Source organism: uncultured Nostoc sp. (genome assembly GCF_937863485.1).
Lineage (GTDB): Bacteria > Cyanobacteriota > Cyanobacteriia > Cyanobacteriales > Nostocaceae > Nostoc.
The window spans coordinates 1-15,457 of record NZ_CALMFY010000016.1; the positions used below are offsets into that span (position 1 = coordinate 1).

At 42.8% G+C, this 15,457-nt stretch carries 13 protein-coding genes and 1 pseudogene; 5 read left to right on the top strand and 9 right to left on the bottom strand.

Translation table 11 applies throughout. The features are described from left to right. Nucleotides 1–31: 31 nt before the first annotated feature. The 7 genes from Q0541_RS02475 to Q0541_RS02505 form a co-directional block, all read right to left on the bottom strand. Nucleotides 32–670 carry an NtaA/DmoA family FMN-dependent monooxygenase gene (locus tag Q0541_RS02475; protein WP_298905086.1) on the bottom strand — a complete coding sequence of 213 codons (639 nt, stop codon included), beginning with the start codon at nt 668–670 and terminating at the stop codon, nt 32–34. Next, nucleotides 604–885 (bottom strand): hypothetical protein, encoded by a 282-nt coding sequence (locus tag Q0541_RS02480; RefSeq protein WP_298905088.1) that lies wholly within the window; start codon nt 883–885, stop codon nt 604–606. Before Q0541_RS02480 ends, Q0541_RS02475 begins: the two co-directional genes overlap by 67 nt. Before the next feature lie 120 nt (nt 886–1,005). Beyond that, a complete protein-coding gene (locus Q0541_RS02485) occupies nt 1,006–2,244 on the bottom strand; it encodes an acyl-CoA dehydrogenase family protein (RefSeq protein ID WP_298905091.1) in 1,239 nt (412 codons plus the stop codon). A gap of 127 nt (nt 2,245–2,371) precedes the next feature. Then, complete coding sequence (locus tag Q0541_RS02490) at nt 2,372–3,262, bottom strand: MetQ/NlpA family ABC transporter substrate-binding protein (RefSeq protein ID WP_298905094.1); 891 nt, start codon at nt 3,260–3,262, stop codon at nt 2,372–2,374. 31 nt (nt 3,263–3,293) lie between these two features. Continuing rightward, on the bottom strand, nt 3,294–4,181 hold the full coding sequence (locus Q0541_RS02495; RefSeq protein WP_298905097.1) for a MetQ/NlpA family ABC transporter substrate-binding protein: 888 nt from the start codon (nt 4,179–4,181) through the stop codon (nt 3,294–3,296). A gap of 73 nt (nt 4,182–4,254) precedes the next feature. Further along, nucleotides 4,255–4,431 (bottom strand): hypothetical protein, encoded by a 177-nt coding sequence (locus Q0541_RS02500; protein ID WP_298905100.1) that lies wholly within the window; start codon nt 4,429–4,431, stop codon nt 4,255–4,257. A 261-nt stretch (nt 4,432–4,692) separates the two neighbouring features. Further along, a complete protein-coding gene (locus Q0541_RS02505) occupies nt 4,693–5,661 on the bottom strand; it encodes a TauD/TfdA family dioxygenase (protein ID WP_298905103.1) in 969 nt (322 codons plus the stop codon). Nucleotides 5,662–5,928: 267 nt separating this feature from the next. Between Q0541_RS02505 and Q0541_RS02510 the strand changes: the two genes are divergently transcribed. Together Q0541_RS02510 and Q0541_RS02515 are read left to right on the top strand one after the other, a co-directional pair. Continuing rightward, the gene (locus tag Q0541_RS02510; RefSeq protein ID WP_298905106.1) at nt 5,929–7,233 is read left to right on the top strand and encodes an MFS transporter; all 1,305 of its coding nucleotides are present in this window, start codon (nt 5,929–5,931) and stop codon (nt 7,231–7,233) included. A gap of 47 nt (nt 7,234–7,280) precedes the next feature. Further along, entirely contained in the window at nt 7,281–8,669 is a 1,389-nt protein-coding gene (locus Q0541_RS02515; RefSeq protein WP_298905109.1) for an amidase, read from the top strand. Here Q0541_RS02515 and Q0541_RS02520 read toward each other — a convergent pair. Beyond that, complete coding sequence (locus Q0541_RS02520; RefSeq protein ID WP_298905121.1) at nt 8,653–9,396, bottom strand: ABC transporter substrate-binding protein; 744 nt, start codon at nt 9,394–9,396, stop codon at nt 8,653–8,655. The two genes, Q0541_RS02515 and Q0541_RS02520, sit on opposite strands and share 17 nt — an antisense overlap. Nucleotides 9,397–9,399: 3 nt before the next feature. On the opposite strand from Q0541_RS02520, the pseudogene nifE reads away from it, so the two are divergent. Together nifE and Q0541_RS02530 are read left to right on the top strand one after the other, a co-directional pair. Continuing rightward, nucleotides 9,400–10,689, top strand: a pseudogene (gene nifE, locus Q0541_RS02525) (nitrogenase iron-molybdenum cofactor biosynthesis protein NifE); the annotation flags it as partial. Nucleotides 10,690–11,433: 744 nt separating this feature from the next. After that, the gene (locus Q0541_RS02530; protein ID WP_298905112.1) at nt 11,434–12,252 is read left to right on the top strand and encodes a class I SAM-dependent methyltransferase; all 819 of its coding nucleotides are present in this window, start codon (nt 11,434–11,436) and stop codon (nt 12,250–12,252) included. A 239-nt stretch (nt 12,253–12,491) separates the two neighbouring features. On the opposite strand, the gene Q0541_RS02535 is transcribed toward Q0541_RS02530, so the two are convergent. Then, entirely contained in the window at nt 12,492–13,676 is a 1,185-nt protein-coding gene (locus tag Q0541_RS02535; protein ID WP_298905115.1) for an LLM class flavin-dependent oxidoreductase, read from the bottom strand. 824 nt (nt 13,677–14,500) lie between these two features. Between Q0541_RS02535 and Q0541_RS02540 the strand changes: the two genes are divergently transcribed. Continuing rightward, complete coding sequence (locus Q0541_RS02540) at nt 14,501–15,316, top strand: hypothetical protein (protein WP_298905118.1); 816 nt, start codon at nt 14,501–14,503, stop codon at nt 15,314–15,316. Nucleotides 15,317–15,457 lie beyond the last annotated feature (141 nt).

Consider the following 15,457-nt stretch of genomic DNA (forward strand, 5'->3'; position numbering starts at 1 on the left):
ATTTTAGCGATCGCACCTTTTTCACCCAACCTCACAAAATCGCGTTGCTCCCTACCTTAATTGCGTCAGCAGGTCGTCCATGTTTAACTGTCCGCCGCCTGAGATCCTTAGTAAACTCAATTGCATCAGGAAATGATAAAAGTGATGCAAAGACCCCATCTGCATAACGAGCGGCTAATTCTAGACCCCCAGGCGATCCACCAGCTTGAAATAATATCGGCTGTCCTTGAGGAGAACGAGGGAGATTAAGCGGGCCATCAACATGAAAGTGTTTGCCATGATGGTTAATTGCATAAATCCGTTGGGGATCGGCAAAACGTCCGCTAAGTTGTTCGCCTATGAGTGCATCATCGTCCCAACTATCCCATAATTTCCGCACGACTTCGACGAATTCTGCGGCTCTTTCATAACGTAATGGCTTAGGTAAATGCGGTGCTTCACTATAGTTCTTAGCTGCGTTAGCGTTACGAGTGGTGACTACATTCCAACCCACTCGCCCCTTACTCAGATGATCCAGAGAACCAAAGCGACGGGCAATATTGTATGGTTCTTCAAATGAAGTAGATGCTGTACCAATTAAACCAATGTGTTCTGTGACTGATGCTAAAGCAGCAAGTAAGACGGTAGGATCAAACCCGATCGCTGGGCCTGACTCAGGCGGTGTAAACAAATTTGATTGGGTGCTAACTCTTTTTGCACAAACTTCAGAATATCTTCCGGGACTAACTGGGTAATTCCCACTTTGACAGTGCTGATTTTTTGAGATGAATTCTGATTTTGTGTACAACTAGCGATGACAGTGGAGGCGATCGCCGTCCCTGTTCCTATAAGAAAATATCGGCGGTTCATCACTGTTGTACGAATTCTTTTGTGCTTTACGCTCATCTTGCTCATCTCCCTGTTTAAATACAGGTGCGATCGCCGTTCGCGTTCGCGAAGCGTCTCGTAGAGAAGCGTGTCCGATAGGACAAGGCGGGCACTCTGTGCGATCGCACTCTGCTTTTTCTAAAAAAATCCTCGTATGGGCAGTGGTGTACCGTTAATCTCGTAGTCCCCGATCGCACGAGCTTTAAAGTGACCTGGATTATGAGATGCTAAGGTGCGGGCGTTGCGCCAATGGCGATCTAAATTAGAGCTTTTCTTGGTTGTGGAAGCCCCACCCACTTCAAATAACAAGGTGGCTGATTTTAGTGCCAGGTCATCGACAATTAATTTTGCCTTAGCTGCACTCAGAGAAGTTGCTAAAGCTACTGCTAATTCAGCCTCCTCACCTTGGGCTTTGGCAACAACAAGGTGATCAAGACCATCGGCGGCAGCTAACACAACTGCTTCAGCAGCAAAAGCATTGGCGGCAAGCTGACCAACGGTTTGCTGTAATAGCGGATCATCTGCTGCTTGCTCGGCTACTGCATGGTAGAAAGTTCTGGGACGTTTATGAATCAGCGTTGTGGCATCGCGTAGCACACTGCGAATAATTCCGGCGTTGATGGCAGTCAGAACTAATTGAGGCACGATATTGTAAGGTAGCTTGTCTTGGTCTGTATCTGTCTCCAAAATCACTTCATCTGCTTCAACACGGACATTAGTGAATATAGTTGTTCCTGTACCAGTCAGCTTTTGCCCGAAGCCGTCCCAGTCGTCTACAAGGTCAATTCCCTCGCGTTTGGTTGGCAAGATCACGGTTGCAGTTGTATCATCGGGTGTTAGCACCCGCACGGAAATTAAGTCTGCATAAAGGCTACCAGTGCTGTAATACTTCGTGCCATTCAAACGATAGCCGTCGCCATCGGGTGTTAATTTCGTATTTGCCACTGCGCCGCTACCTGCTCGTTTGACCTCCAGTTCGGTTAAGGCAAGTCCAATAATCGCACCATCGGCGACAGCTTTGAGCCAGCGACGATTCCGCTCACTGCGTTCAGCACGCAAAAGCCGCTCGCTGATGGAGAAATGATTCCGCATAATGTGGGCAACGTTGGGGTCAGCATCCCCCAACCGAATTACGACATCGAACAGTTCCCGTGCAGTACTACCAGCGCCACCTTCGGCAACGGGGATTCGCAAGGCTCCTAAGCGGGATTGGCGGATCAGGTCGATGACATCATAGGGTAGGATGCGATCGCGATCGCGATCACTTGCTCCTAAAGCAATAAAATCGAAAAGTTTTTGCAGTTCTGACGAGTTGGGCGTTACAGGAGCCGAAAACTTGATTGTGTTATCTGCAACTTTTTCTACAATTTGGGTCATTATTTGTTCTCTAAATATATAACGGTAAAAGGAGCAGGAAAACGCGGAATAATCCTCGTGTCTACATTAAAAAAATTAGGTATGACAGCCTTAACGAAAATCACAACTCAAATAGGATTGCTATAGTTTAGAATGAGGGCACAACTGTACCTTTGTATTTAGTATTGATAAAATCCTTCAATTTAGGATCGACAATTAATTCATTGAGTTTTTGGATATTGGGGTTATTAACTTTTTCAGGTAAAGTTGCCAAGCCTGTTGCATATTTTTTGTCGGCAATCCCAATATCATCTAACGCAATAGGGACGAGATCTATTTTTGCTTGGAGAAGGAAGGATGAATATGCCACAGCTAAATCAAGATCATCCAACCCTCTAGCAAGAGCATAATTATCTAATTCCTTAATTTGAAGCTTTTTAGGATGAGCTATAACATCTTGGACAGTGAAATACTCACCTGATTTTTCTTTGAGATTGATTAGTCCAAGGTGTTTGAGGAATTTCAAGGCGCGATCTTGATTACTGTCATCATTAGAAATACCGATGGTCGCCCCTACAGGAATTTCATCAACTGATTTGATTTTTAGTCGTTTTGAGTAGAGTGCGAATACGGTAGTGTAACTGCGATTTAGCATGACAAAATTCGCATTGAGTCTTTTAGCGGCTTGCTTCATAAATAGTTCATGCTGGAAAAGGTTAGCATCAATTTCCTTATTTTTAAGGGCATCATTAATCTTCACTGAATCAGCGATTGTTACAATCTCAAAATCAAAGCCCTGACTGGGAGCTATTTCTTTTTGAACGAACTTTAAAATATCTTCACTGACGTTGTTTCGAGATCCGACTTTGAGTAGTGCTGTTTTAGTTGATTGGCTGACTGGTTGACTAGTTACTTGACTAGCTGATTGACTCGTTGATGAATTCTGCCTGGGTGTACAACTAGCAAAGAGAATAGATGCAATCGCACTCGCTGATGCCATGATAAAATATCGACGGTTTATATTTGTTAAACGTGTCATGTATTTTACTCCTAGTCGATAATTTTCTTGTTTAAAACACTGCTAACACTGCATTTTTGTACGTATTTTTAATGAAGTCTTTCACCTTTGGATTGACAATCAGTTGATTCAGCTTTTGAATTCTGGGGTCATTTTCTTTACCTTGCAATGTCACCAAACCGAGAGCATATCTTTTATCAGTAGTTGTTTCTTGGGCAAGGGGGCGTAAATCAAGCTGTTTTGCTTGGATTAGCAAACTTCCTAAAAATGCACCCAAATCTACATCATCTAGTCCTCTAACAATGACCGGACCTTTTAATTCTTTGAATTGCAGATTTTTGGGATTTTCTACAATATCTTTAACAGTGAATAAATTCTCTGATGTCTCTTTTAGCTTGATTAACTTTTTAGCTTGCAAAAACTTTAAAGTACGATCCTGATTACTAGCGTCATTCTGAATAGCGGTTGTTGCACCATTGGGAACTTCATTGAGTGATTTAAATTTTTTAGAATAAATACCTACTGGTGTCAAATAAGTCTGATTTAGCATCACGAGATTCAGCTTTAGCCGTTTAGCAGAATCTTCCATAAACAGCCGATGCTGAAAATAGTTGGCATCAATTTCACCACTTTTGAGTGCGTTATTCACTTGCACCCAATCGCTAAATTTGATGATTTGAATATCTAAACCTTGACTGGAAGCTAGGTCTTTTTGAATGAATTTGAGGATATCTTCAGCGATTATAGACCAAACTCCAATTTTGATCGTGCTGGTCTGTTGTAAAGCTGATACATTTTGACTTGTTGGTGTACTGCTTGAGGAATTCTGGCTAGATGTACAACTAGCAACGACAATAGAAGCGATCGCTGAACTGGTTACTAAAATAAAATAGCGACGATTCACACCATTTAAAATAATCGAGTTGCGTTTTCTGTTCATCTAAATAGCCTTGTATTAATAATTATTTCTAACTTTTTAATTAGTATTAAAATACAGGAAAGAATGAGTCTTTTTAGTTGGTATTAATAAAAATCTGAATCTTGAAACCCTGATTAGGGGCTAGTTCTTTTTGAATAAACTTTAAAATATCTTCCGCAGTTCCAATTGCTAGGAGAAAATAGCGATCATCCACTCCTGTCAAGAAGATAGGGTTACGTTTGATACTGATTATTTCATTGTTTTGAAACATTTCAGAATTACATAATTAGTAGTATATAAAACTTAAATCTACGTAGATATTTATTAGCGTAGGTGTAGCCCGCACTTCTCTTCTTAGGCTGCGCCCTAAGCGTAGCTATGCCGCAGGCTTTATAGCTGCGCTCAGTGACCACCGTAGGCATCGCCCTTCGGAAAACTTTTTGGTTTACTGCTTGTTGCTCTACAAGGGTTAATATCTGTGTGCATAAATACTGAGTAGTTTTGAATTTACTCAGCACTTATGGCTCAGAACTCAGTTTGATGAAAGTACTGCTTGTACTTCCTTAGACTCAGTTTTTTGCTTGAAGACGCTTGGTACTTCTGCGCTGAAGGCTTCACCATGAACCACTTCTGAACGGTAACCATTAACCCCTACTGGAACATCACCTGTGATGGTGGTGCGATAGAGAAGACGTTCGATATCTAAATGATCCAAATCTTGAGGAGCCAAATGCACGGTGGCACGATTGTCCCAGAAGGCAATATCACCGTTGTTCCAACGGAAGCGGGTGGTATAAGCAGGTTTAGTGACTTGGTTAAAGAACAACTCTAGTAACAGCTTGCTCTCTTGTGGTGAGACATCAACAATGCGAGAGACAAAGCCAGGGTTAACGAACAAAGCACGTTCACCAGTTTCAGGATGAACTCTGACAACTGGGTGAATAGAAACTAGGGGATTAACAGCAATGCGATCAGCAAATTTGTTGTCACGGGTTTCATATTGCCTTCCATTGAAACTATGTTCCGCTTTTAATGTATCTGCTAGTGTCCGCAGGGGTGCTGAGAGTCCCTCATAAGCGGCAACGAGATTACTCCATTGGGTGTCACCACCAAAACTAGGGACATTAACTGCGCGTAAAACTGACGCAGCTGGTGGGTTAATGGCCGCAGTTACATCTGTGTGCCAGGGGCCGCCAGTACGAAAACCATACTGCCGTTCATAGAGCTTACGGTCTACAGGTTTGATCTGGGGAAATCCAGGAACTGGTTCAGGCTCTCCCAGAGGATGGGCGAAAGTCACTTCGCCAAAACGAGATGTGAACTCGACCTGGGCAGCATGATCGATGTTCTGATTACGAAAGAATATAACTTTCCACTTTAATAGTGCTTTGCGAATTTCTTGAACTTGATCGTCAGAAAGAGGACGGGAAAGGTCTACACTGCCGATTTCCGCACCGATGAAACCAGCTACTTGTTTAACTTCTATATGTTTGTAGCCCATTAGGATTCTCCAGAGTTTGATCTGTCGGGAGGTGTTCACACTCACCTATTTTCTTGGGAATTTGCCGATACCCAATATTTGCTAGCAATATTCCCATGCAGGGAGCATAACTGAAAATATCATACACTATTCCGATAGATTTAACGTAGTATATAGTTGCTAAATAGCAATTTCTTCGCTTTTGCAGATCAGCAGTGGTAAACTACGTGATGATTCAAAAATTATTAGCCAATCTAATTATTAGCAAAGCATAATTAAATTTTCCTCATGAAAATTTGGAATAGACCATTAGGTAAAAGCATCAGTAATATCACGTACCAATATTTTCCTGCCTTGCGCTGGCGAAATTTTCGTCTATTTTTTGGGGGACAGTTACTATCAATGTCTGGGACATTTATGACCCAGCAGTTAACTATTCCTTGGCTGGTATACGATTTGACTCAATCGGCTTGGTTGTTGGGAGTTGCAGGGTTTGTACAATTTTTACCTACGTTATTACTGATTCCCTTTTCGGGCGTATTGTCCGATCGCTGGAGTCGTCGTGATTTATTAATGGTGGTGCAGATATTGGGAATTAACGTTTCCTTGGCGTTAACGATTCTGACCTTTACCAATTGGATTACGTTTCCTGTCTTATTGGTACTGAGTGTTCTCAATGGTTTGCTTAAGGGATTAGATATGCCCGTGCGCCATACAATCGTTACCGAAACCGTAGACGATCGCGCTGATTGGGGTAATGCGATCGCTTTGAATTCGGTGATGTTAAGTTCATCTCTGGTATTGGGGCCGGCTATGGGTGGGATTTTGATTGCGACGCTAGGGGTAAAATATTGTTTTCTCTACGATACCCTCAGCTATATCCCTGCCATCTTTACCCTGCTAGCAATGCGGCTTCGAGTCAGACCCACGCAGACCTTTACGAATCTTAGCGATACTTTGCAGAAATTGCGGGAGGGCTTTGAATATGTCTCCAAATTCCAGCCGATTAGAGCAATTTTATTAATACTGGCATTACAGGGTTCAATCGGAATGTCTCATATCGCGCTCATGCCTATTTTCGCAGCTAAGATTTTAAATGGGGATGCAACTACGATGGCTCACCTCAGTACTTCAGCGCCGATTGGCTCGTTGTTTGCTTGTTTGTATCTGAGTGTCAGACGAGGGATTGTGGGCTTAGACCGTTTGATTGTAATCGCTCAAGTTTTAATCGGGATGAGTCTGATCTCCTTCTCACTATCGCGTCAAGTTGGGCTGTCAATAATCATACTGGTGTTTGTAGGCTGCTTTACCATCCTTGAAATTACGAGTTGTAATATGATTATCCAAACCCTAGTTGCCGAAGATAAGCGTGGACGGGTAATGAGTTTTTATGCCTTAGCAATGGTGGGTACAACGCCCTTTGGCAATCTATTAGCTGGAACTTTAGCACATAATTTTGGTGCTACTAATGCCTTGATTGTCTGTGGTAGTCTGATTATCTTAGGTGCGCTATGGTTCTCTGCACAATTGCCTGGAGTGGGCCGTTGGATCGCTGGCGAAAAAAGTCGCTTCTCTTTGGAAAAGTTAAATTAGTCGAAAAAGACTTTCTTACAGGCAAGCAGTAGATAAAACCTAAAATTATGTCAGAAATTACCGATTTATCAGCTTCTCAACTGTTATCGCTGTACTGCGATCGCCAGTTGTCACCAGTTGAAGTCACAAAAGCTGCCTTAGAACGAATTAATACTTACAATAGCTCAGTTAATGCTTTTGCAATCGTTGATGAAAAGACCGCTCTTGCCCAAGCCTATGCTTCAGAAGTGCGATGGTTAAATGGTAATCCCTTTGGCTTGGTGGATGGGATACCCTTTACTGCTAAAGATTTACTGTTAACTAAAGGTTTACCAACACGCCGAGGGAGTAAAGCGATTATCGCCAATCAACCTTGGGAAGAAGATGCACCTGCGGTAGCCCGGCTACGCGAACAGGGAGCAGTATTACTTGGAAAAACCACAACCTCGGAATTTGGTTGGAAGGGTGTCACCGATAGTTCTCTGACTGGTATCACCCGCAATCCTTGGAATACAGAACTAACCCCTGGAGGTAGTAGCGGTGGGGCTGCTGTCGCTGCTGCATTGGGAATGGGTACACTTCATCTCGGTACAGATGGCGGCGGCTCATCAAGAACACCAGCAGCGTTAACAGGAGTGTTTGGATTTAAACCGACTTTTGGACGTGTGGCTGGCTATCCGTCACCCCATACTGGAACTCTGTTTCATATTGGCGTTCTTGTTCGCACCGTCACCGATGCAGCCATCACGTTAAATGTCATTGCCCATCCTGATATCCGTGATTGGTATGCTTTACCAAATGCTCAACAGGACTATACTGTTGATTTAAATCAGGGGGTAGCCGGACTGCGAATTGCTTACAGTGCCAACTTTGGATATGCCAATGTTGATCCAGAAGTAGCCGCCTTAGTAAAAGCCGCAGTGGATGTGTTTGCTAAACTTGGTGCTGTTATTGAAGAAGTCGATCCTGGTTTTGCCAATCCTCGCAGTATTTTCCAAACCTTCTGGCAAGCGGGTGCAGCCAAGCTACTGCGTGGTTTTAGTCCAGAACAACAAGCTGTGATTGAAGAAGGCTTACAAGCTACTGCCAAAGAAGGCGATCGCATTACTTTAGCAGAATATCTCAGCGCCCAAGATGCTCGTGAAGCTTTAGGAAGGCATATGCAACGCTTTCACGAAAACTATGATTTACTAATTACTCCTACCTTACCTATAGTTGCTTTTCCTGTCGGACAAAACAGACCTCAATCATATATTAATCATCCCCAACGAGATTGGTCGCCTTTTTCTTATCCTTTTAATCTGACACAACAACCTGCTGCTTCTGTACCTTGCGGCTTTACTAAAAATGCTTTGCCAGTAGGTATACAAATTGTGGCTGCAAAATATAAAGATTTACTAGTATTGCAAGCAGCTAAAGCTTACGAAACCGTTTCGCCGTTCAAGAAGCCGCGATAGTTTTAACCAATGTTGTATCAATCGCTTTATCCCAATTTGGCTGTTGTTTAATCAGTCCAAGACGAGCAAATAATTGGGACTGGTTAATCAACTCTTGGCGATACTCATCATTTGGAGATTCAAATATTAAGTTTCGACGACCTAAAGTTAAGCTAGCTGCTTCTGGTGATAACTTGTTTTCTTTGACCAGAATATTGACTGCTGCTTGACGGTTATCTTTTGCCCAAGTTAGTGCTTGCTTATAGGCTTGTAAAAACTTCTGCACAACCTCTGGGTTTTTTTCTATGTAATCTATGCGCCCAAATAAAGCTACATAATTTAATTGGTATCCTTCTCCATCAACTAAGGGTACTACTTCCTTGGCAACTTCAGCACTTGCATAAAATGGGTCCCATGTTCCCCAAACATCGATCGCTCCTGATAACAATGCGGCTCTACCTGCATCATTTTCAATTTGTACCCATTCAATATCAGTGTCTTTCAAACCAGCGCGTTCTAGAACTTTTCCAGCAAAATAGTAGCTCTTTCCTGATGGGTTGCCGAGTTTTTTACCTTTTAAGTCAGCAATTGTTTTGATGGGTGAGTTAGGCAGAACTAACAGAGCGTGGGTTTTTGGGCTACGCTCAACTAAGGCAATTACGCGAATGGGTTGGCCAGAAGCGATCGCGGCTACTGGTGTCCCACCTAAACCCAAATCGAGAGCGTTAGCAGATAGCGCTTCTGCCAAACTCAAGGAAATTGTCCTTTTGATGGAGCGATGGTTTCTGTCGGAGCTATTACTAACGCTGTTCATTTAGTACATGGTGCTGTTTCTTGTACTCACAATCCTTGGGCAACTCATGGCAGTTTCTCATCAGGCTCCCAATTATACCAAACTGCTTTCACTACTAACTTAAGTGAGGGGAATATCGTTTTTGGTGGAGAAAAGAAACTGTACAAAGCTATTGTGGATGTTGCTCAACGCTATCATCCTGCCGCTATTTTCGTTTACGCTACTTGTGTGGCTGCTTTGATTGGTGATGATATTGATAGTGTCTGTAAACTAGCTACACAAAAAATTAATATTCCGGTTGTGTATGTAAATGCGCCTGGATTTCTTGGTAGTAAAAATTTAGGGAATCGCATTGGTAATGAAACTTTATTGAATTATGTCATCGGTACAGCAGAACCAGAATTTACCACACCATTCGATATTAATATTGTTGGTGACTATAATGTTGCAGGTGAAACGTGGAATATATTACCATTATTCCAAAAAATGGGGATTCGCGTTCTTTCCAAAATTACAGGTGATGCTCGTTATCAAGAAGTTTGCTATGCTCATCGTGCCAAATTAAATGTAGTGCTTTGCTCAAACGTAGCTATAGAAATGGCACAAACTATGGCGCAACGCTATGGAATTCCTTATATTGAAGAATCTTTCTATGGTGCAACCAACTTAAACCAGTGCTTGCGGAATGTTGCGGCAAAATTAAGCGCATCTTTAGGAGATAGTTTTGTTACCTATGAGCTGCAAGAACGCACAGAAAAGTTAATTGCCCAGGAAACTGCTGCTCTAGATATTGCTTTAGCTCCTTACCTTTGTGATTTAAAAGGTAAGCGGATTATTCTTTCTACTGGTGGTGTGAAAAGTTGGTCACTTATCTTAGCAGCCCAAGACTTGGGAATGGAAGTTATTGCAGCTACAGATGGCAAAACAACAGAAGAGGAGAAAGCTAAAATTAAACAATATCTTGGTGAAGATGGAATGGTTTTGTCTGACACAACTCCCCAGGCATTATTAAAGGTATTAAAGCAAACAAAAGCTGATGTATTGATTACTGGGGCTGGCAATAAATATACTGCACTCAAAGCGCAAATTCCTTTTTTAGACATTAACCATGAACGTCACCATGCTTATGCTGGTTATGCGGGATTGGTGGAACTGGCACGCGAACTGCATGAAACCTTGTATAGTCCTATATGGGAGCAAATCAGCAAACCTGCCCCTTGGGATGAAAAAATCAGCTATCAGCTATAGGCGCAACTTTCTTCTACTAAATTTAGTAGGGTGCGTTATGGCGAAGCGCAACGCACCGCCAATGAGATCAAGATGGTGCGTTACTTCGTTAACGCACCCTACAAAAGTTGTAAACTAGGAAATAAATTCTGGTACTCTCTCTTGCTCGTTAAGGTATTATAGTACCACTTAAAACACCTAAAGCCCATGAAAACCAACTAGTATAATGCATACCTCAGAGGTCGAAAGACTAAATGACCGCTCTCGTTTCCTCTTCATACCTAGATCCTCAATCAGTCTATGCCTAATCGGATACTCTTTAACGCTTTGACAATAAATCATCTATCCTTACAAAACTACTTATCAACACGTGTTCTAGTAACATTTGTCGTACTCTCCTTATGATTTCTATAATCAATTGCACAAAAAGGGAGAGTAGTTTTTCTCAATATTTTCAGTCAACTATATACTTTACTTAACCTCATAATTACATCGAACTCACGTTAAAAGGGTTTTACTCCTTCCGTCATAGCGTCGCAACGGGGTTTGAAAACTCCAAAACTGAAAATTTCTATGAACGGGTGATTAATCAGATATTGGGACACGAAAAGGGCAAATCAGAGACGATGACAACCTATACCCATGCGATTAATATTCGCACATTGCAAAGTGCGATTGAGGAGATCAAGTATCATATTGGTTTTTCGCATCTAAAAAAATCTCGTGAGTAGAGTAAGTTCCAGTATCATGCTATCTTAATTCCCTATGGGCATTTTAGAAACAGCAAAAATACCAACTGGAAAAGTGGAACACGAATACTACGGAACGACGGCACGTCATTATGATGCTGCATACGCTGCCGATACTCGTCTCAAAGATATTCCATTTTACGTGGATGTAGCTAAATCGGTAAACGGCGATACGCTTGAAGTTGCCTGTGGAACCGGTCGCATTTTGCTACCGACTGCCAGATCGGGTGTAAGAATAGATGGATTGGATTTTTCTCCTGACCTTTTAGGTATTTTAAGAAACAAGCTGAAGTCTGAACCTGAAGAACTTCAAGATCGTGTCTTGCTATACCACGGAGATATGCGAAACTTTGCACTCGATAAAACTTACCGTCTTATTACTGTTCCGTTCAGACCATTACAGCACCTTTTTACCGTTAATGATCAGCTTGCTGCATTTAGATGCTTCAGTGCGCATCTTAAATCGGGTGGAAAGCTGGCATTCAATGTGTTCTACCCAAACTTTCAACTTTTGGATGAAGTCGGTGTTGAGAAGGTAGAACTTGAATGGGTTGATCCTCAAGATGCTTCTATTACCGTGAGTAGATCATTTCTTCGTAAGTCGGTTGATAAGCTGAACCAGTTCTTTGAAGGAGAGTTCATCTTCCGTTCATATCGTGGTGAGCAGCTTATCAATGAAGAACGTTCAGCATTGAATATGAGTTTTTATACTTACCCTCAAGTTCTCCTGCTTCTGAAAACAGCAGGGTTTAGGGTGAAGGAAGAGTATGGTTCTTACGACAAAGAACCGATCTCGGTTTGCAAAGAGATGATCTTTATTGCTGAGAAGGTGTGATAGCTTTTATTCCTAAAAATTGTAAACCTTAGGTTTAAGAAGTTGTATGAAACAGGAGGCGAGGAAGCACTTCAAGAGATAAGCCATAAGAAAACGGTGGTTAAAAACAGGATACCCAACCATGTTGAACAAGCCTAGCTATTAAAAACTTGGGATTGCTAAATAGGTATTGTTACAGGTTTTTTAAACAATAAGTAATAAAGGAATCATAACTGTCCTCAACTTTCAAACATTCGGATTTATAACCTGAGACCCGCCTGTTTCATCAGAGGTAGGATGCGATCGCCAAAAAATTCTAGGTCTTCCTTAAAATCATAAAAGCTCAATTGCAGACCGTTAACACCAGCCTTTTTCAACTGTACAAACTGGTCGACTACCTGCTGTGGCGTACCGATGACCTCGATATTACCACCAATAGCTCGGCGCTTGGGTGGATCATTACCCACGCGACCCTTCCAAGCGTGCGCGTCGCTATCGAATCTACTAAAACCCAAAGGAGCAGCTAGGTCGGCGTGGGCGACTATAGCATCGTGGTAAGCCCAAGTTTCGCGCTCGGTTTCGCGGCTAATTACCATCGGGTTGAGGAGTGTTTGGACTTCGCGGCCAATGTCGCGTGCAGCCTGCTTTACTCTTTGGGTATGTGTGGGTAGCACTTCGATGGCACTAGCGAAGTCAGAACCCCCTGGGCTGGTGATAAACACAATATCAGAGTAGCGTGCAGCGAAGGAGATACCAGCGTCTGAGCCAGTAGCATTAACTAGCACTGGACGACCGTATTTCGGTTTAGGTGTAACGTAAGCACCACTGAGCTTCCATGAAGACTTGCCCTCAAATGAGAAGTTCTCATCGTCACCCCACAGGCGTTGCAGCACTTCGATGAACTCGGCGGCAATTTCATAGCGATGATCGTGTTCAATGCGTTTCCAACCAAACATCTCGTGTTCAACAGCGCGATGTCCAGTCACAACGTTGATGCCCCAACGACCCTCTGATATATGGTCTAACGTTGCGCCGTACTTGGCTAAGTGCAATGGATGAATTGGCCCGTATAACACATGGATGGTAGAGATCAGCATAATCTTTTGTGTCAGGCTCGTGAGTGCAGCTGTGGTCACGAAAGAGTCTAGCGCTTGACCGTTGAACACACCGCCATAACCACCTTTGGGTAGCCACTGTGACAGCGCAAACACCAAGTCAAAGCCCAGCGCCTCAGCGTGGAGCACAAGAGCTTTATTGTATTCAAAGCTCCAGTCGGTAGTGCGTGGTAGTGTGGAGGCACTCCAACCGCCTGCCTGGATTGGCAGAAACAACCCCAACAATACAGGCTGTTTCAATGCTTGAGAGAGGGGGCTTTGGGCAAAATCTGTCGGAGCTGCAAAGCGATCGCAACCGACAATTGAACCAGGGCGGTGGCTAAGGATCATTGTTCAAATTGTGTATATAAAGCGGTTATACCGTTTAACTTTCAGATTGATATAAATAGGAGGCAGTGCGGTAAGTCCAGCACTGCTCTAGGGTTTTCCTCCGTTGTAGCGATTACCGTCAACTGCCGTGCAGCTCTTGAGCAGAGGTGCAGAGGGTAAATTTCATCCTACAAATATTGGAATGTGCGCTGTTCATCTGAAAAAGCAAGCTTGAGTAATATAGCCCCTTGTTTTTTCTGCTCATATATGCAAATATCATTTTATAAAATACGGTATGTCGACCAGTTTACCGTATTTTATTGCTTAAAAAATTAAAAATTTACTGCCAAGCAAACTTTCAGCGCTGATTACAAAGGTTCTTAAAAGCTATGTCTGAGCAAAGTTACAGGATTTGGATTCCCGTTGACGGCAACTGCGACGTGATAACCAATTCTTTCAAACTTCGGCATGTTAGCTACTCACGAGCTAAAAATCTTTTTTAGTTACAGCAAAGGTGCAGATTAATGACAAATTTAATAGCACAACACATCATAAACCCCAGCAACAGACGCGGGATTGCAACTTAATAAGAGTTTCTCAGTGACTAAAAATTTCAGATTGGCAAATTAATCGGCTCTGCTCAACACAAGTGAACAATTCACACCAATTCTCTAAAATCCGGCAACAGATTGAAAGCCTGAAAGCAAGTTCATCTCTGACGCATCTTAATTACCCTCCAGGTGACGCTCGTTCGCGCCAGCGTGCCGTAGGCAAGACTCGCTAACGGGAATTTGCCAGTTCAAGACGGCAACTCCCTCACGAATTACGACACATAGGAGCAAAATATGACTGCTAGCATAGCTCGTCCAGCTTGGACAATTGAATTTGAAAATGAAACCGTTGATAGGTTAATTGATAAACACGCTCCTCATATTCCAAAAAAGCGGTTGCAGGAGCCAAAAGCGATCGCCACAGCAGAAGAACTAGAAAATTTCTACCACTTTCGGATTGGTGGTGCAGCCCATGACCTATTTATTGTTCAAGTTGTTGCCAATGTCATTGATAAAATTCCTGATCCGGAATTGCAGCTATTTTTAAGTCGGCAATTGGGTGATGATGGCGCACACGCAGAAAATACTCGTCGGCGTGTAGAGGCATTATTTGGTCACGATCCCATTGAGGATATCCAAAAGCAAGTGCAAAAACACTGGGACTTTATGGGAGATGTGCCACTACGTGGCTGGCTAGGCTTTTTAGCCTTCGAGCTGCACTATGAACATCATATTGTTGCGATTGGCTCATTAAATCGGCGTTTGTCACGGCTGTACGATCCAGAATCGACAGGCTTTGCTACAGCGAGAATTATCCCGGACGAAACATTTCACCGTGCGGGCGTTGCAGAGTGGTGGCTACGTAAATTTGACCAAACCTCATCAACTGAAAAAGCTGAGTTAGCAGCACAGGTAATAGAAGCAGACGAAGAAGTGCAACGCCGTCGGAATCCCTATCTCAAAGAGCATGAAAAAATTAGCCGTCGTGCCCTTGGTATTCAAGTTGAGGGAACGGATGTAATTTACGATACTTGGCGGCAAGAGGTACTGTCTTACTTCTTAGATATTCCAGTTTCCAAGCTGCCCAAACTCGTAAGCATTAAAGATTAAAAATTGGGTAAGAGTTATCACAATACACAATACCTCAAGGAAACGATTATGACTGCAACTTTGACTCGAACTTGGAGTGTAGAGTTTGAAAGGGAGCAACGCGATTTTGTGAGGTTGGACAAAAAAGGTGCGATCGCTAAT

What these genes read in the sequence shown, in the direction of transcription:
- Q0541_RS02495 (WP_298905097.1), bottom strand. Translation starts at nt 4,181, where the DNA reads ATGAACAGAAAACGCAACTCGATTATTTTAAATGGTGTGAATCGTCGC.
- Q0541_RS02505 (WP_298905103.1), bottom strand. Translation starts at nt 5,661, where the DNA reads ATGGGCTACAAACATATAGAAGTTAAACAAGTAGCTGGTTTCATCGGT.
- Q0541_RS02480 (WP_298905088.1), bottom strand. Translation starts at nt 885, where the DNA reads ATGAGCGTAAAGCACAAAAGAATTCGTACAACAGTGATGAACCGCCGA.
- Q0541_RS02530 (WP_298905112.1), top strand. Translation starts at nt 11,434, where the DNA reads ATGGGCATTTTAGAAACAGCAAAAATACCAACTGGAAAAGTGGAACAC.
- Q0541_RS02540 (WP_298905118.1), top strand. Translation starts at nt 14,501, where the DNA reads ATGACTGCTAGCATAGCTCGTCCAGCTTGGACAATTGAATTTGAAAAT.
- Q0541_RS02500 (WP_298905100.1), bottom strand. Translation starts at nt 4,431, where the DNA reads ATGTTTCAAAACAATGAAATAATCAGTATCAAACGTAACCCTATCTTC.
- Q0541_RS02490 (WP_298905094.1), bottom strand. Translation starts at nt 3,262, where the DNA reads ATGACACGTTTAACAAATATAAACCGTCGATATTTTATCATGGCATCA.
- Q0541_RS02535 (WP_298905115.1), bottom strand. Translation starts at nt 13,676, where the DNA reads ATGATCCTTAGCCACCGCCCTGGTTCAATTGTCGGTTGCGATCGCTTT.
- Q0541_RS02510 (WP_298905106.1), top strand. Translation starts at nt 5,929, where the DNA reads ATGAAAATTTGGAATAGACCATTAGGTAAAAGCATCAGTAATATCACG.
- Q0541_RS02485 (WP_298905091.1), bottom strand. Translation starts at nt 2,244, where the DNA reads ATGACCCAAATTGTAGAAAAAGTTGCAGATAACACAATCAAGTTTTCG.
- Q0541_RS02515 (WP_298905109.1), top strand. Translation starts at nt 7,281, where the DNA reads ATGTCAGAAATTACCGATTTATCAGCTTCTCAACTGTTATCGCTGTAC.